The organism is Pedobacter puniceum, from assembly GCF_009674685.1.
In the GTDB taxonomy this organism is placed as follows: Bacteria; Bacteroidota; Bacteroidia; order Sphingobacteriales; family Sphingobacteriaceae; genus Pseudopedobacter; species Pseudopedobacter puniceum.
Genome location: NZ_WKJI01000004.1, coordinates 286,386 through 304,814, shown reverse-complemented (window position 1 = coordinate 304,814; position 18,429 = coordinate 286,386). Strand labels below are relative to the sequence as shown.

The window sequence follows — 18,429 nt, the reverse complement described above, 5'->3', positions numbered from 1 at the left end:
TCTCTTTTAATGAAAGAGATTTGGTTTGTTTAATTGATACAATATTACAAGCAATAAGCCCCCAACCTTATGCACTGTAGTATCATTGTTCTGTACAGCAGTATAGAAATACTTAAAAATGCTACTTATTGGCATATTTTGGAGAAAATGTAAATTATTATAGTCTTACTTTAGATTTAATACAGAGATGAAAATAAGTTCAATTACCTTTTCTTTTAGAAATAGATAATTGAACTCAAGCTTATTTATTGAGCTTGATCTGTATATAAATAGAATACACCAATCTTAGAATGTGCAGTACCTGGGTAAGATGGATAATTACCACCCTTCCATTGTATTTGTTGATTGGCTGTTGGGAAAATAGTTGGATAGGTTATGCCATCGTAATTGGCAGCCGTAACATTAGTACCATTTAAATTTGCTCTTACAGAACCTGCCGAGGTATTACTAAATTTAATGGTTAAAGCCAATTCTACCGTTTGCCCTAGCATATTTGCTGCACTCACAGTTCTAACTATTGGAAAACCTGATTTCACAACTGGATTACCGCCTGCATCCCAAACATAATCATACACGAGATACTCTAGTGCATTGGGAAGCATACGGGCAACTACTAATGGTTTATATTCTTTTTTTCCGGAAGGCGCTGTAAAACTCCAAGCCATGGTTTGTAATATCCAGCCACCTGTATTAGTAAAGCCATCTGCTGTAGTTTCTAGCTTAAATTTACCTTTAACAATTACTGTTTTGTCTACGCCAGTATAATAAGTAAGCCTTCTGGAAACTTCTGCCCTACCCTTAACGTTAGGCGTGGTATTATGTACAATTGCCCAATTGATGCCAGTAGAAGTTTGCAACCACCAGCTTCCACCGTTTTCTACATCTTGTGTCCAGCCAGTATCAAAGCCATCGTTCATAAAATCTGTCCATAATACCTGATTGTTAGTCCCCGGTTTGGTTTTAGGTAGTTTTTCTTCTTTTACCGCTACGCTTTCGCTTTTTTTACAAGCTGATAAACTGAATAGAATTGCAGCAGCTATATAGCCTGCCTGTTTTAGTTTTTTCATGAGAATTTTGGTTTATAATTGATAAAAAAAATATGGCCACTGTAATAGGTAGGGTATTTAATATCTCTTTGATAAGAATTAAATAATTACTTTATACCGGTATAATTTCTTTCCCTCGATAATAAATAAAGCGTATTCTCCTTTAGATAAATTCCCAATTTTCATAGTAGACTTTTTATTTACTTGAGATATAACAGAACTAATTTCTTTACCTGATTGATCAAAGAGAGAAGCTTTATAACCTTTAAAATCAAGAGATTTATTATTAGTATAAACTTCTAAAGATTGGTTCAAATAATTTAATTTTGTATCATACATACTATAAGAATTATATGAAACAAATAACATTGGAGAGCTAGCTCCTATATTCCCACATTCAGATTGTGCTGTAACTTCAATCAAAAAATCACCTTCATTTTCAGAGTAAAAAATGGCAGTGGTACCACTTCCTGATATATTTCCACTAGGAATAGGTAAATTATTATCGATATAGTATTGAGTATTTGGATAAGGAGAAATTGACCATAAATAGTTGTAAGCACCAGCATAAGGACTTACTTCCGCTGTGTAGGCGACTAGAGGAGAACCATTCGCAAAACTCGTATATTGTGGTTGTTCCACACAATTAACGCTCGCACTCCATGAAGAGCATTGTCCTAAGGTTTCCAATGCGCAGATTAATCCTAAAAAGGAAAAAATTAATTTTTTCATAATGTTTAATTTTTAAATGAAAGATGTTTTGAGAGATAATTTTTAAATACTCTACTTATTACAATTGGTTATACCAATATTACCCTATTGAAAAACTAAACTTATGTACTGAGGTATGAAATTTATGTATGAGGGTATCAGATAATCAATAGGTATTTTTATCTAATGATATTAATTTTGTAATAGGCTGCTTTTGTAGAAATAATTTTTTCATGCTTATAAGGTTAATTTAATCGCATAAACAGGCGTTTATTTTAAAATCAAACCCACCATTTTTTTTAAGGAATGTCATGTATTTAATAATATTACTTTCTATTAGTATCAGGATAAGTTACACCTGGTGTTAATGTACCTGCTTGAATAGGATTGCTAATGGTAGCACCCATTGGTTGTGCCCATACTTTTAACCCTGTAAATAAGATAGCTAAAAATATGATTATGGTTATTTTAAAGTTAAAAATTAGTTTCATAATATGTTGTTATAAATATAACTAAGTGATATTAACGATAACTCATATCAAAACGCCCTTCTCTAACCTCTACCTTTTCCCCAGTTTCATTTACTGCATCAAACCAAAAGGTGCCTGATATAATTCTTTTACTTTCATCCAGCTTGGTAATTGTAATTTCTCCTTTTGATGTAGCGTTTGTATTAAATTCATCTATCGAGGTCTTAAAATAAATGGCATTAGCATACCCATCTTGCAATTCTCGTATATCGAGCCTAGTACCAGAAATTAATGAAATACCATTAAAAGAAATTATTATTGTATTTCTATTTGAACTTTGAATTCTATCACTTCCTCTTAAATAAAATCTAAATGAATTAGTCTCTGAATTAAAACCATATTCACACGCGAAGTATGGCGGACCAAATCCAGTTCTACTTCTTGCAATAAAAACCTCCCCATTAACCAAGCAACCAAAGGTGTTTTTACCTTCCTGCGTAGCTGCTGGTAAAGCATCTATTCCAGTTTTATCTTTTTTGCAGGAAGATGCACTTAAGCTGAGATAGCTTATAAGTATGATGATGTATTTTAATGTTTTCATGATGTTTGCTTTTATTTTTTTATTTGATTTCTTTCTGTAGTTGGTATTATTTTATAATTAATATTTCATATCAAAACGCCCTTCTCTCACTTCTACCTTTTCTCCAGTTTCATTTACTGCATCAAACCAAAAGGTGCCTGATATAATCCTTTTACTTTCATCCAGCTTGGTAATTGTAATTTCTCCTTTTGATATAGCGTTTGTATTAAATTCATCTATTAAAGTTTCAGAATATCTTGCATTGGCATTACCATCTTTTAATTCTCTTAAGTTTAGCTTGGTACCAGAAATTAATGAAATACCAGTAGAAGAAATTGTTATTGAACTAAAAGGTTCTCTGATACTATCTGTACCCTTTAGTAGAAATCTTAAAGAATTAGTTACAGAGTTGAAACCATATTCACAAGCAAAGTAAGGTGGGCCAAATAACCCTCTGGTTCTTGCAATAAAAACCTCCCCGTTAACCAAGCAGCCAAAGGTATTTTTACCTTCTTGTGTAGCTGCTGGTAAAGCATCTATTCCGGTGTTATCTTTTTTACAAGAAGATGCACTTAAGCTGAGATAGCTTATAATGATGATGATGTATTTTAATGTTTTCATAGTTTTTCATAGTTAGATGTAGTTTTGATTATTTTAACACTACTTTTTTGGTTTCATTTAAATTATCACCAGATAGTTTAATAACAAAAATGCCTTTTTGCAAGGCAGGAAGTAATGTCTCATAACTCCCAATCTGCTGTTTTAATTCTTGCTTAAACACTTCTCTACCCAACATATCTATCATAGAAAATGTACCTAAAAATGGCTCATAAAACATCATCTTCAACTTCCCGTCTTCTACTCTAACATGATAGCTATCATCGGCTTTAGCCTTGCTGGCTACTATTTTACTTGTATTATACGCTCCATCTTGGTCATAAGTAACAATACGGTAATAAACTGTTCCTCTATCCTGATGATAATCATCAAAGCTATAACGCTTTAAAGTAGTACTGTTTCCTGTTGCTATTTGGGTATGTATAGCATTAAAATCTTTACCATTAACAGATTTCTCTACCACAAAATGTTTCACATTGTGCTCGCTTAAAGTTTCCCAAACAATGGTATTCTTATTAAAACCTTGTTTAATGCTTACATCTTTTAAAGTTACTGGTAAAACATAATTCTTTTTGGCATAAGCAAAAGCTCTTATCTGCGTAAGCGTACCTACTATTAGATCGTACTCATACTCGTAAACAGCATTTTTACCAATGGTTTCTGTTCTTAAAGGCGACATATAACCTGTAGATGAGCTGGTAGCGCCTCCACCCTGTGCACCATTATAACCTCCAACAAAATAAGTTGATAAGCCGTTGTAAACTCCTACTCCCCAGTTATTAGCATCTACCAAAGCAGCCCAATGTTCTGGCGTTGTCCAATAAGCCCAAGGTGGCCCAGCATTGGTAATTTTGTTTGGCGCAGCACTGGTAAAAGGCGCATTACCTGTATAAGTATATAAATTATATAAATCTCCAATAATATACACTGCCGGAAGCTCCTGATGTCTAGGAATATCGCTCCATCGGTTATCTGTTCTAAATACGGTAAGTTTATTCTTAACATGTACGGTACTACCCCTTAAAGACAACCACATTTCCATGTGGCATTGTGCCAATTCATTATTCATATCCCATAACAATGGCTGTGTTTTAGTATAAATGGTGCTATCTGTAAAAGAGCTTGCCAATACTGGCGATGAATTATTGTAAACATCGCCTACTTGTATCGGGTTCCAGTTCCATGGCGACCATGACGGATGCTGCCCTTCTGCCAGCCTATTAATGGCAGAGCCTGCATAGTAAGATTGCTGTATATATCTACCTCTATCATAAATATTAACCAAATTCTTATTATCTGATGATTTTGAAAGGTAAGAAATAGCGCCACCCATTAATAAATCGGCCTTAACTTTTAAAATACCATTATCCACCACAAGTGTATAGGCATCATTTGTAAGTTTGATATAATCTATAGCTATAGAGGTATTGCTAGCCGGATTCCCAGGATCTAACCTAATTTGCTTGATAGTACCTTGCCAACCTGTTACCGAGCTAAAATCAAAAACATATTCTTTTTGTGTAGCCAAATTAGGGGTTACAGGTATCTGAATCAGTTTAGCCGAGTTATAAGTTTGATCTGTATTGGTAATCCAGTAAATCTGAAAGGCCGACTGATTGGTGTTATTTTGAACCCTTATTCTAATGGTTTTAATCAACGATGCATTGATGTTTAGGTTATTGGGCGAGTAAATATAAGGATCTGTACCTGTAGCTGTTAATGTTAAAACACCATTATTGACACTACTTGTTAAGTTATTTGCACTTCCCCAGCCTTCTGTAGAGGTAGCAAAATTCCACTCGGCTTGTGCTTTTACATGTACATAAGACAAGATGAAGCAAATAACTATTAAAAGTTTTTTCATGTTGTAGGTTTATTTTATTGATTAAAATTTGATAGTAGTTTTGAGTTTTTCATCAGCAGCATGGCTACCCAAAACCAACTCGTACTGACCAGGATTTAACAACATCTTCTTTTGTTTTATCGACCATTTTTTTAGTTCTTCTACCGGTATTTCTAGACTAAGCGTTTGCTCTTCTCCAGCTTTTAAACTTATTCTCTTAAAAGCTTTAAGCTCTTTTAAAGGAAAATCTGGATTTGTTGGATATTTGATATAAGCTTGTACAACTTCATCGGCATCTACCTTCCCTGTATTTTTAACTTTAACAGAAAAAGAAATACCCTTAGCAGTCATTTTTATATTTTGAGTAGGAGGTATTACCCAGTTATAGGTAAAAGAAGTATAGCTTAAACCAAAACCAAAAGGATATTGCACTTTGCCATTAAAATAACGATAGGTACGTCCTTTAACATCATAGCTTTCATAAGGAGGTAAATCTGCCAAAGACTGGTAAAACGTAACAGGCAGTTTTCCGGATGGAGAAACCTTACCAAACAAGATATCTGCTAAAGCATTTCCTCCTTGTTCGCCAGGATACCAAGCTAAAATTATAGCATCGGCGTAAGCCTGAATAGCAGCTATATCTACTGCACTACCAGCGGTTACTACTGCAACCAAAGGCTTATTTGGATTTTTTGTCTTCAACTCTTTTAATAAAGCTACATGAGCTTTAGGGATATCCAAACCACTTTTATCGCCACCTTTTTCAGATAAAAAAGCATCATGCTCTTCGCCTTCCAAAACAGGGGTTAAACCTACAACGGCAATGGTTAAATCGCTTTGTCCGGCTGCCCAAACACCACCAAATCTTAAGGTATCTGTATAATCGCTACCTTGTTCATATTGTACGGCTACAGCAGGACCAGCAGCAGTAGTAATACCTTCAATAAAAGTGACTAAGTTTTCTGATACCCCATGATAATTGCCTAATAAAGGCCCTACAGAACCTGCATTGGGGCCAATAACCACAATAGATTGATATTTTTGAGCTGCTAAAGGCAATAATTGCTTGTCGTTTTTTAGCAAAACCATGCTTTGCTGCGCTGCTTTTCTGCTTAAAGCGATATGCTGTGCAGACTGTATATGTTGCTCGTTTAAATAACTGTAAGGATTACTTTTAGCATCATCATAAAAACCTAATTTAAATTGTGTTCTTAATAAGCCTGCCAAAGCCTTATTGATTTCACTTTCTGTAATAAGTTTTTGCTTTACGGCTTCTAGTAAATCTTTCTGTACAAGCTCAGAACAATCAAGGTTTACACCTGCTTTTAAAGCTGCTGCAGCAACTTCAACTGGATTTTTCAATACCTGATGACCTTTATAAATATCATCCAAAGCCCAGCAGTCTGCAACTACATGTCCTTTAAATTGCCATTCTTCTCTTAAAATCTTATTCAGCAAAAGGTTATTAGAGCAGCAAGGCACATCATTTAAACGGTTATAAGCACACATCACAGATTCTACACCCGCATCAACTAATTTTCTGAAAGCATACAGATAAGTTTCTCTTAGATCTTTCTCGTTTACTTGTGCATTAAAAGAATGACGCACCACCTCTGGCCCGCTATGGGCTGCAAAATGTTTAGCACATGCTGCTGTTTTAAGATAGGTTGGATGATTGCCTTGCAAACCTTTAACAAAAGCAACCCCCATTTTAGCGGTTAAAAAAGGGTCTTCGCCGTAAGTTTCTTGTCCACGCCCCCAACGTGGGTCTCTAAAAATATTAATATTGGGCGACCAAAAAGTTAAGCCCATATACTGGCTACGGTTACCACGGGCAACGGCCAAATTATATTTAGCTCTGGCTTCGGTAGAGATAACATCGGCTATTTGCTGTACCAATCCATCATTAAAAGTAGCTGCCATAGCTATGGCTTGAGGAAAAACAGTGGCCTTACCTGCTCTGGCAACACCATGCAAACCTTCGTTCCACCAGTTATAAGCTGGTATGCCTAAGCGCTGTACTTCTTTACTTTGATAGCCTAGCAAAGAAACCTTTTCTTCTAAAGTTAATTGGCTAATTAAATGTTGAACACGGTTTTCTAAGGGCTGGTGAATGTCTTTGTAAACTTGGGCTTTTGCAGCAAGCACCAAGAACAAACTAAGCCCTATCGGGACAAGATACTTAGTAAAAATTTTCATCATATTTTTGAATGAACAGACTGATAGTCTTAATTAGGTTCATTCAAAAATAGCTTTGTGCGATAACTAAGATTTGTACCAGAGTAACAGAGTTATGTACAGGAGTTCCAAAATGACATTTAGCTACTTGGTAACCTGTAACCGGCTCTATACTCAGCAGGCGAACAATTATACTTTTTCTTAAACTCTCTATAAAAATGAGACTGATTACTGAAACCTGTTTTATAGAAAATCTCCGAAACTGAGAAATCAGAGTTTTCTAATAAAGTAGCTGCATGTTGTAATCTGATATTTTTGATTAACTCGCCTGGCGTCATATTAGACAAAGCTTTCAACTTTCTATAGAAGTTGGCTTTACTCATCCCTAACTTCTCTTCAAGCATAACAGCATCTAAATTTTCATCATCCAAATGGACTTCTATAAGTGTAATAATTTGCTCTAGAAACTCTTTATCACCATCTTTCATCCCTACATCGGGTATTTTTATTGGCGATTGTTCTTTGTTAAACAAATCATGTAGCCTTTGTTGATATTCTAATAATTTCCTTATCCTCACCAATAAATGCTCTGTTTGGAAAGGCTTAGGAATGTAAGCATCGGCACCTGCCTCATAGCCTTCTGTTTTATGCTCCATGGTTCCTCGGGCAGATAAAATTACGAAAGGTATATGACAAGTTTCAGGAGTATTTTTAATGATATTACAAACTTCTAAACCGCTCATATCGGGCATCATCACATCGCTCACAATTAAATTAGGAATAACTTTTCTGACTATTTCAAGTGCCTTTTTACCATTGCTAGCTTCATAAATATTGTAAGTATCTTTTAAAATGTCTTTTAATAAGAATCTGATAGAAGGCTCATCTTCTATAATCAAGATACTTTTCTTTTCTTGCTTATCTAGTGCTGTTAAAACAGCTTGTTTATTATTCTCTGTGATAACTTTTTCTTCTCCCTTTTCTTGTTCTATAGCCATAGAGGTTAATAAATAAGAAGGCACCTCAAGTTTTTCTATGTTATCCTCTAATTTTTCTTGTTCTGTAGGGATATAATAAAGTGGCAACAAAACTTTGAAAGAAATCCAATCGTTTTCTGAAGCTACATGAATACTACCTTTTAATAAGGACACCAATTCACGCGTAAAAGCCAAACCAATACCAGAGCTTATCTTACTTTGTTGGGTATCATCTACTACAAAAAATCTATCAAATAAACTGTTAAGTTCTTCTTCAGAGAGATTATTACCAGAATTAGCCACAATAATTTCTAACTGATTATCATCCTTTAACTGTTTAACAGAGAAAGTTATTTGCTTACCTGGTAGCGTGTGTTTAAAAGCGTTAGATAATAGGTTAAAAATAATTTTTTCGAGCTTATCCTTATCTATCCAGAGTTCAATATTTCCCTCAATTTTCACAGAAAAATCAAACTTATTTTGGTCGTTTAGCTGTGAAAACAACTCGGTAATATTAGATAAGAGCTTAGATACATTTAAGTAACTGTAATGATTTTTAAGATGCCCTGATTCTGCTTTTCTAAATTCTAATAATTGATAAACCAAATAATTTAAGCGAGATGCTTGTTGATTTACAATAGACAAAAAATAATCATTTTTAGATTTTAGATCGGTTTTAGTTTTGATTAAATAACGCTCTAAAGCCCCTAAAATAAGAGTTAATGGCGTTTGTAGTTCATGTGCAATATTGGTAAAGAAATTAAGCTGCTCTTGGTGTATTTCTTCGTCTTTTTCACGTAGCATGTGCTCCATAGATAATTTATATTGCATCATTACTTTATTTTTTCTGTAACGATAAAAAGCTAAGCCTGCACCTAAAATAATCAAGAAATAAACTAGAAAAGCTGGCCACGTTAACCAAAAATATTGTTTAATATGGATATCGAAAGCGGCAATTTCATTTGTCCATACCCCACTACCGTTAGACCATTTCACTTTTAAAGTATAATTACCCGGCGTAATATTACTATAACTTATTCTATTATCTTCCCCTAAATAATGCCATACTTTATCATTACCCTCAAGAAAATAAGCATATTGGCATTTTTCTGCTCCTACATAATCAATAGCTTTTAATTTCAGTTCAAAAAAATCGTCACCGGGTTCTAATGTATATTTTGGAGTTGCCTCATTAACTTTATAATTTAAGACATGAAAGCCAGATTGCTTTTCTAATTTACCAGCCATTTGAACCTCTGTTAATAATAGATTAGGTAAATAGCTGTTGGATTTTATTTTTTCTGGTAAGAAGTAATTGAAGCCATAAATACCTCCAAAAAACAAATAACCTTGCTTATTTTTATAAACGGCATTATCACTAAACTCATCACTTTGCAAGCCGTCTGTTGCTTTAAACCTTACAATTTGTAAAGATTTTGGATTAATCTTTACTAAACCTTTATTAGTACTTGCCCAAATAAACCCCTCATTATCCTGTGTAATGGTATGTATGGTATTATTAGGTAACCCATTTTCAGTAGTAATTTTCTTGAAAATTGGTTTTTCAGTACTTAAATCTTGTTCTGTTATATAATTAAGTCCGTAACTGGTACCAATCCAAATGGTATTACTTTTGTCTTTATAAACCGATAAAACATCGTTATTAGATAAACTACCTTCGTATGAAAATGCCTTTAGTGTTTTAAACTTCTTTGTTTTTTTATCAAAAACACTTAATCCACCATATCGGCAGCCTACTAATAATTGGTTTTTACTACCATTTTCTAAGGTATAAATAACATTGTTACCTGGACCCAGATTATCACCAGTATAAGGATATCTTTTGAGGTAAGTGATTTCTGGAGAACCACTGGCCGACTTCTTTATTTTAAGATGAATTAATCCGTAAGTTTCTAAACCAAGCCATACAGAACTATCTCTATCTATTAATATACTATGTATCGAGTTAAATAAAGGATAACGGTCATGACCTTTAACCTCATTCCATTTATACCATTTTTTATCTTTTAAATCATAAATGGTAATACCCAAAGCATCAGAGCCTACATAAACATAGTCATTTGCCGCTTTTTCTATAGCATAAACACAATTATCTAGTAAATCAGAAACTGAGTAAAAACTTCTTATCATGTTATAAGAAGCGTTTTCTTTACCAAGGTTTTTAATAGTGATGATACCATTTCCTTTAGTCCCAATCCAAAGTTCATCATTTACCTCATTAAAAGCCCTTATAGGAATATTAATGCTGTTTCCCCCTGGTAATTGTTTTACAGAACCGAAGTGATTTTCTTCTTCTGAAAGTTTTAATACTCCGCTACCATCAGTACCTACCCAAAGCATACCTTGGTTACCTATTTGTAGAGAGGTTACACGCATATTAGCTATAGCAGGGATTTCTTTATTTACCGTAGTAAGCGTTTTAAAATCCTTACTATACTCGCCCAAACCTTTAGAAGACCATGCTAAAAAGTAATTTCCTTTATAATAAGCCATAGCCCTTACTGCAAAAGGCAAACTAGCTACTTGCTTAAAATTTAAACCCTTGCCTTGGTAAAGTTTTTTATCATTACTGGTATAAAAAAGCTGATTATTGGTATAGTATATATCACTAATTTCTTGACCTAAATTCAAATGAATCTTGACAAATCCTGATTTAGTTTTCTGAAACGCTTGTAAGTTACCGTTAGCTTGATGAATCCATAATCTGTTTTGTTTATCAATAATAATCTTATTGATTATACCGGGCTGTAAACCTTTAAGATTTAGAGGCTTAAAAACATCTTCTTCTTCATTATAAACATTTAATTTCTGCTCAGACTTTGCTGTACCATAAATAACACCATCTGCATCAATATCTATAATAAAACCTTTATCAATAACTTTATTTTTACTGTTTCTATTATAAAAATAGTGCTTGTAGTTACCCGTTGTTTTACTGTATTTAGAGACGCCTTCTATGGTAGCAATCCAAATATTCTTTTCTTTATCTTCTTTAATTTCATAAATCACATTACTACCTATACTTTTAATTGGATTACCTTGGCTGTAATTGAAAACATGAAAAGAAGAACCATCAAAAACATTTAAACCATCCCAGGTTCCTAACCAAATTAAATTATCAGAATCTTCATAAATAACATTTAAACAACTGTTAGATAAACCTGTACTGTTATCTAATCTTTGAGAATAATAATGAATTTGTGCATTGGAAAATGTGCTCAACACAAGCAAAAACATTAATCCTGTATAGAAAAGGATTTTAGGATAGTGTAGTAAAAAAGAATATCTTTTAGTAGTTAAACTCTTCATCTGATTCATAAAAACCCTTCTAATAATCTTGCTTGCTGAGTTTATAAATGGCTTGGTTTATTAAAACTAATTTAAGGAAATAATTTAATTTCTATCAGGAAATAGTTGTAAGATTAAAAGAATTACCAATTGGATTATATTTTATTGGTTGACTGTAATACCAAAACAACAAAAGCAGCTTTTAAAGCTGCTTTCTTGTAGTTCGCGGAGAGAGCGGGATTCGAACCCGCGGTACCGTTTCCAGTACGACAGTTTAGCAAACTGTTCCTTTCGGCCTCTCAGGCACCTCTCCGTTTTTATTAAATGATATTATTTTGTTTCAACCAAATGTAACCATCTATTGATTTAAAATAATACCCTCTTTTTTGAGCTTCTGACCTCGTTTCGTATTCTTCTTTATAGATGAGTACAAATGGTGTTCTGCTCTTTGTAGACTTGACTTTGCCACTATTGTGCATAGTTAATCTTTTGTCCATATCTCCACAACTACCATAATAATATCTACCGTCTTTAATAGATTTTAAAATGTAAGTGATATACATATCTTATCACAATTTTAGTTTAGCTCCGAAGGAGTCCCTTTGGGAATTCGAAGGAGTCCCTTTGGGACAAACTGTTCATTTCGGCCTCTTTCCGAGGGAATCCCTTCGGGACAGGCACCTCTCCTTCCCTTATGGGTCTGCAAATATAACAATCCCAATATATCTACAAAAAGAAATTTTAATTCTGTTGTGGGTAATCTATCCTAACATGGTAGATACCCATTAGCATTGTTTTGAAAATCAGCTTGATAGTCTCAATTTCTTTCAATGTAATATTACTATCATTTAATTGATTTTGCTCCAATTTATAATCAATAATACGCTCAACTAGGTTATTAATGTTTTCTGCATCGGGTTCTTTTAAGCTTCTAGAAGCTGCTTCAACAGAATCTGCTAACATTAATACCGCAGTTTCTTTACTAAACGGAATTGGCCCCGGGTAGCGGAAAGTATTCTCATCAACAATTTTCTCTGGGAAATTTTTCAAGAACGACTGGTAAAAATAATCCACCCTAGTGTTTCCATGATGCGTCCTGATGAAATCTATAATCACTTCAGGTAAATTATGTCTACGAGCAAGCTCTACACCATTTACCACATGTCTGATGATAATTTGGGCACTTTCCTCATAGGGTAATTTATCATGCGGATTTAAACCTTTATTCTGGTTCTCAATAAAAAACTGTGGGTTTTCCATCTTGCCAATATCATGATAAAGTGCTCCAGCTCTCACTAGCAGCGCATTCCCTCCTATTTTAAAAATGGCCGATTCTGCCAAGTTAGCTACCTGTAACGAGTGCTGAAAGGTACCAGGAACCTTATAGGCGAGTTCTCTTAATAAAGTAGAGTTGGTATTGGTTAGCTCCATTAAAGTAATGTCTGAGGTGATGCCAAACATCTTCTCGAACAAATAAATTAAAGGATAAGCCAATAAAGAAAGTAATACACTAAAAATAAATGGTAAGAATTTGAGCCATTCTACAGATGCTAAAGCCCCTTCTCTTATTAGCGAGATTCCTAAATAAGAAATAAAATAGGTAAGTAATATCAATAAAGCACTAATTAAAAACTGCTCTCTACGTACCAGATTTTTAATACTATAAATAGAAACCATACCTGCAGAAATTTGCAAGAAGGCAAACTCGAAACTATTTGGCACAAAAAAACTTGCTATCAATACCACTAATAAATGGATATTCATAGCTAAACGAGTATCAAATAATATCCTGATGATGATAGGTACTATGCAATAAGGAATGTAATACAAACTCGGCAACTTCATCCGGATAGACCAAGAAAGAAATACCAGCATACCTGTTACAACCATTAAAATAAGCGAGATCTGCCTGTTATCCTGAAAAATATCTTTTCTAAATAGGTAAAGAAAAACCATCAATAAAGAAACAATAAGCGCAACTAGCAAAAACTGCCCTAAAAGCACCAAATTTCTATCTCCGGTAACACGAGCATTCTCTTCATAAGCCAAACGTAAAGATTCTAGCTTTTGATAAACTTCATCATTAATGGTAGAACCATTTTCAATAATGACCTCACCCTTTTGCACCATACCTCTTGTAGAGGAAACATTTTCTATAGCTTGCTTTTGTAAGCTTTCTGTAAAGCGTTCGTCTAATAAAATATTGGGCGTTATTCTATCTTTAAGAACATTTACCAAAATATCAGTCCTCACTTTTTTATTTTCTACTACACGCTCGCTTGCCAAAGAAAAGGCCGATGTTGTAGTTAATAAAGTTGCTGTACTTACCTCTGTTTTCACGTTGTTTTTCAACAACATGATTAAATAATTAGCATTATCCTTTTCTTTCTGATAATTCTTATTTAACCCAATAACACCTTTTTGATAGATGTTTTTTAAGAGCTCGAAACCAAATTCAAAAGTTCTTTCTTTGTAATCATCATCGGGTAATCCTGCCGAACGCCATTTGGCTTCAAAATCTGCCTGATACTCACTTAATTGAACTTCTAAAACTTTTTCATCTAAACGGTAAACAGGTAAAATAGACTTTAAAATATTGTCTTTATCAGATTTTATTTCTTGTGTAGTTTTTCTAATAGCAAAATTATAGGGCGATATTAAATCATCATGCATCCAAACTATACCCTTTTCAAATTCATATTTGAATCTAGCTTGTTTGGGTAGTATAGCAGTGATAAACAGGATGCTAAGCACCATTAAAACATATTTAAGGGCATAGGCATATTTCCTGTAAATAATCTTGTGCGAATCTCTGTTGATAGTAGCCACTTGTATAATTTGTTCAAAAATAGGATATTAATTATAAAATACCGATTTACATCTTAGAAGAATATCAGCATTATTTATCTTTTAATGCCAACAAAGGCTAAGCCTATTTTTTTGAGCATAAAAAAACCCGCATCTGCGGGCTTCTGATTATATTTTTTCTCCTTTGGCGAGTTTCTCTTTCCTGTGATCTTGCCATAGATAATGCATCAGGGTATTCAAAACTACAGCATTCCAATCGTGGTGTAAGCTTAATTTTACTTTTTTACGCTTATCGCTGATGCTATCCACATGTAAAATACCTTTATCTAGGTAATATTTAATATCGTTCCAATGAACAAGCTCTGTTTTTATTTTACCCCAAAACCAAGTTTTGTAAGTCATCATAAAACCTTGATTACTTACGGTTGTATTCCCGATATCAAAAGTCTCACCGGCATTTAAAACTTCAATAAAATGGTTTACCAAATACTTTTTAACATACTGCCACAAGCCAGACATGATATAATAATAAGTATGATCTTCTTCTAAAAGTTCCTCAACCTTACTACTACTAAACTTTATACTAATGTTTTTTCCATCCTTAGCCTGCACATCAATGGTGTATTCTTTCCTTTCGGGCTTCTTTGCCGAGCCAATTAAAGAAACGCCGTAACGTATTGCCGAAACATCAGCACAAGCTATAGTGCTTTGGTTAACCTCAATAAATTCTTTATTGATTTTTACTTTCTGTTTCGATGAAGGGATGACGATATCAACGTCAAAATTATGTTGCTGCATGCCTCGAATATAATAATTATGAATTAAAAAAGTGTTCCGGTACTGCCGGATTTTAATTTACCTAAATGATGATAAGCAGCTTCTGTAGCTTCTCTTCCTCTTGCTGTACGCATTAAATAGCCTTCTTGTATTAAAAAAGGCTCGTAAACTTCTTCTATCGTACCCTCATCTTCACCTACTGCAGTGGCTATAGTTTTTAAACCTACAGGCCCGCCTTTAAACTTATCTATAATGGTTGATAAAATTTTATTATCCATCTCATCCAAACCATGTTCATCTACATTAAGTGCATTTAACGCATAACGGGCTATTTCGGTTTCAATTTTTCCGTTACCTTTTATCTGCGCAAAATCTCTGGTTCTTCTTAATAAGGCATTAGCTATACGTGGCGTACCTCTGCTCCTTCTGGCTATTTCGTAAGCGCCTTCTTCTGTAATAGGTGTTTTTAAAATATCTGCCGAGCGCATCACAATAGAAGTCAACAACTTAGCATCGTAATATTGCAGTCTCGAGTTTATACCAAATCTTGCCCTTAAAGGCGATGTTAACAAACCAGACCTAGTAGTGGCGCCAACCAAGGTAAAAGGGTTTAAAGATATTTGTACCGACCGAGCATTGGGCCCAGTTTCTAGCATAATATCTATCTTAAAATCCTCCATGGCAGAGTATAAATACTCTTCTACTAGCGGACTTAAACGGTGTATCTCATCAATAAATAAAATATCACCTGTATCTAAATTGGTAAGCAAACCAGCTAAATCTCCAGGTTTATCCAACACCGGGCCACTGGTTATCTTAATACCCACACCCATTTCATTAGCGATGATGTGAGAAAGTGTAGTTTTACCCAAACCCGGAGGACCATGCAATAAAACATGATCTAAAGCCTCGCCTCTTAAACGAGCAGCCTTCACGAAGATTTTAAGATTCTCTAGTATCTTATCTTGTCCGGTAAAATCTTCAAACTCCTGCGGACGCAACACTTTTTCAATCTCCTTATCTGTAGGATTTAATCGATCTTTATTGGGATCAAGATTTTCATTCATGGGGATGAAGTTAATAAAAACACTTCTGGTTTAGAATAAGTGTAGAAGATTTTTTAGAAAGCAAATGAAATGCTGCTATTCACCGCCAGTCCTGCTAAACGCTCATACGCCTGCCAGTCATTAAACACAAGGCCGGTATCCGCTTATATCAGGTTTATGATTGAAAAGCCTGTAGAAATATCAAAGTTTTATTTTCAATAATTCTTCATAAATATTTACCAGTTCATCTTTCCCGCTAAAAATTCAATCAAACTGTTTGCTAAATCTTGCTGCTCTTTGATACTAGGATGCCCACCCGAATTCTTGTAAGGAATAAAATGTGTATAAATCTTTTCGTCTTTTAAACCAGCTACCGCTTTTTTAACATAAGCAGGCCAAGGCGAGCCCTCTCTGGTGATATCCATATTTCCTAAAATACATACTAGCTTAGCTTTAGGATATTTATTTCTGATGGATGTTAAGAAATTTTGATAGGATTTGATGATGAAATCTTCTGTAGGTGGCTGTGTTCCAAAAGTAGCTTTAAAGCCTTCGGTATTGGTTTTCTTTACTAGCCAAGAGTCGTTCTGGAATAAATTAACAATTACTACATCTGGTGTATACTGCTTAAAATCCCATTTACTTGAGGCATCGTTAGGATCTAAACGATCATACATTTGTGGCATAATCAAAGGGAACCAGCTAATCATGATACCTATGCCACTTCTACAAATGCTATGATATTGCGCATTAAAATGCTTTGCCGTTAAATGAGCATAACTCAAATAAGCATTGGTAAAAGTACTATCAGGAGAATCATTACCAGAAAAATCTTCAACCGCATAACCCGCTGTAATAGAATTCCCGTAAAACTCCATTTTTCTTGTTTTAGGTTTATCAACAGGTAAAACTTTAGCATTCTTCGGTATATCAAACCCGTAAAACAAGGTTTTACCCCTTGTCCATTCTGTTCTTTTAAAAACTTCTATTTGATGTTTACCAGGCTTTAAGTTTTGGACAAGTATATAAGTTTTCTTTACTTTTTCTGGTCTAAAAATATAGCTACTATCACCATCTATAATGATATTATAATAATTGTTCCCAGTTTCGTCTTGAAATGTTGCTGAGATTGCACTCCCCTTAAAATTAAGCTTTACACTTGTGGCCGACCAATATAACTCAGCAATAGCTTTATCTTTTTTAATTCTCCCTTGATATGCAATAGCTTTATGCTGCGGATTTAATTTTTGTTGTGCAAAAGAAGTATAGTTAATGATCCAAATAAAGAATATAAGGAAGCACTTTTTCATTTTGATTTCTGCTTATAAGTTCTAAACCAACTTCTTATTTTCATTTCAATCACCCCTAAAAAAGCTTCTCTGAAGATTTTAGTCGACATTTTAGAAGTCCCCTCAGTCCTATCCGTAAAAATGATAGGAATTTCTATCACATTAAAACCGTGTTTAATGGCTGTAAATTTCATTTCTATTTGGAAGGCATAACCCACAAATTTTATCTTATGAAACTCTATAGTTGCTAAAACTTGTTTACGGTAACATTTAAAACCAGCCGTAGCATCCTGTATATCAATACCTGTAATTAAACGAACATATACCGATGCAAAATAAGACATCAGAACCCTGCCCATAGGCCAATTTACCACATTTACACCTTTAATATATCTAGAACCTATAGCAACATCAGCCCCAGCTACACAAGCTTCTCTTAACCGAACTAAATCATCAGGGTTATGAGAGAAATCGGCATCCATCTCAAAAATAAATTCATAAGTGTGGTTTAAAGCCCACTTAAAACCATGTATGTAAGCAGTGCCTAAACCTTGCTTTCCGCTGCGCTCTTCTATAAAAAGCCTTTCGGGATATATGCTTTGCAAATGTTTAACAATAGATGCTGTACCATCCGGCGAGCCATCATCAATAATTAAAACATGAAAAGGCTGAGCTAATGAAAAAACCTTGTGAATAACTTTTTCAATATTCTCTTTTTCATTATAGGTAGGAATTATAACTAAGCTATCAGACAATTTGTAAATTTTTAGCTTCCAA

General features: G+C 34.1%; 14 protein-coding genes and 1 tRNA gene. All 15 read right to left on the bottom strand.

Annotated elements, in window-relative coordinates; translation table 11 throughout:
* Positions 1-245: 245 nt before the first annotated feature.
* Positions 246-1,067 carry a hypothetical protein gene (locus GJJ64_RS14955; RefSeq protein WP_154288561.1) on the bottom strand — a complete coding sequence of 274 codons (822 nt, stop codon included), beginning with the start codon at positions 1,065-1,067 and terminating at the stop codon, positions 246-248.
* 78 nt (positions 1,068-1,145) lie between these two features.
* Positions 1,146-1,778 carry a hypothetical protein gene (locus GJJ64_RS14950; protein ID WP_154288560.1) on the bottom strand — a complete coding sequence of 211 codons (633 nt, stop codon included), beginning with the start codon at positions 1,776-1,778 and terminating at the stop codon, positions 1,146-1,148.
* 305 nt (positions 1,779-2,083) lie between these two features.
* Positions 2,084-2,248 (bottom strand): hypothetical protein, encoded by a 165-nt coding sequence (locus GJJ64_RS14945; protein WP_154288559.1) that lies wholly within the window; start codon positions 2,246-2,248, stop codon positions 2,084-2,086.
* 31 nt (positions 2,249-2,279) lie between these two features.
* The gene (locus tag GJJ64_RS14940; protein ID WP_154288558.1) at positions 2,280-2,828 is read right to left on the bottom strand and encodes a DUF6252 family protein; all 549 of its coding nucleotides are present in this window, start codon (positions 2,826-2,828) and stop codon (positions 2,280-2,282) included.
* Between the two features lie 57 nt (positions 2,829-2,885).
* Complete coding sequence (locus tag GJJ64_RS14935) at positions 2,886-3,428, bottom strand: DUF6252 family protein (RefSeq protein ID WP_154288557.1); 543 nt, start codon at positions 3,426-3,428, stop codon at positions 2,886-2,888.
* A gap of 28 nt (positions 3,429-3,456) precedes the next feature.
* Positions 3,457-5,289 carry a T9SS type A sorting domain-containing protein gene (locus tag GJJ64_RS14930; RefSeq protein ID WP_154288556.1) on the bottom strand — a complete coding sequence of 611 codons (1,833 nt, stop codon included), beginning with the start codon at positions 5,287-5,289 and terminating at the stop codon, positions 3,457-3,459.
* Between the two features lie 21 nt (positions 5,290-5,310).
* The gene (locus GJJ64_RS14925; RefSeq protein WP_229655556.1) at positions 5,311-7,470 is read right to left on the bottom strand and encodes a glycoside hydrolase family 3 N-terminal domain-containing protein; all 2,160 of its coding nucleotides are present in this window, start codon (positions 7,468-7,470) and stop codon (positions 5,311-5,313) included.
* Between the two features lie 116 nt (positions 7,471-7,586).
* Positions 7,587-11,762: a hybrid sensor histidine kinase/response regulator transcription factor gene (locus tag GJJ64_RS14920; RefSeq protein WP_154288555.1), complete on the bottom strand. Its 4,176-nt coding sequence runs from the start codon at positions 11,760-11,762 to the stop codon at positions 7,587-7,589.
* A gap of 196 nt (positions 11,763-11,958) precedes the next feature.
* Positions 11,959-12,045, bottom strand: a tRNA-Ser gene (locus GJJ64_RS14915).
* Between the two features lie 7 nt (positions 12,046-12,052).
* Positions 12,053-12,295 carry a GIY-YIG nuclease family protein gene (locus GJJ64_RS17100; RefSeq protein ID WP_154288554.1) on the bottom strand — a complete coding sequence of 81 codons (243 nt, stop codon included), beginning with the start codon at positions 12,293-12,295 and terminating at the stop codon, positions 12,053-12,055.
* 178 nt (positions 12,296-12,473) lie between these two features.
* On the bottom strand, positions 12,474-14,489 hold the full coding sequence (locus GJJ64_RS14905; RefSeq protein ID WP_154288592.1) for an HD family phosphohydrolase: 2,016 nt from the start codon (positions 14,487-14,489) through the stop codon (positions 12,474-12,476).
* 219 nt (positions 14,490-14,708) lie between these two features.
* A complete protein-coding gene (locus GJJ64_RS14900; RefSeq protein WP_154288553.1) occupies positions 14,709-15,338 on the bottom strand; it encodes a hypothetical protein in 630 nt (209 codons plus the stop codon).
* Positions 15,339-15,361: 23 nt separating this feature from the next.
* On the bottom strand, positions 15,362-16,384 hold the full coding sequence (gene ruvB, locus GJJ64_RS14895; protein ID WP_154288552.1) for a Holliday junction branch migration DNA helicase RuvB: 1,023 nt from the start codon (positions 16,382-16,384) through the stop codon (positions 15,362-15,364).
* A gap of 215 nt (positions 16,385-16,599) precedes the next feature.
* Entirely contained in the window at positions 16,600-17,673 is a 1,074-nt protein-coding gene (locus GJJ64_RS14890; RefSeq protein WP_154288551.1) for a GDSL-type esterase/lipase family protein, read from the bottom strand.
* A complete protein-coding gene (locus GJJ64_RS14885; RefSeq protein ID WP_154288550.1) occupies positions 17,670-18,407 on the bottom strand; it encodes a polyprenol monophosphomannose synthase in 738 nt (245 codons plus the stop codon). The genes GJJ64_RS14890 and GJJ64_RS14885 overlap by 4 nt, the downstream gene beginning before the upstream one ends.
* Between the last annotated feature and the right edge of the window lie 22 nt (positions 18,408-18,429).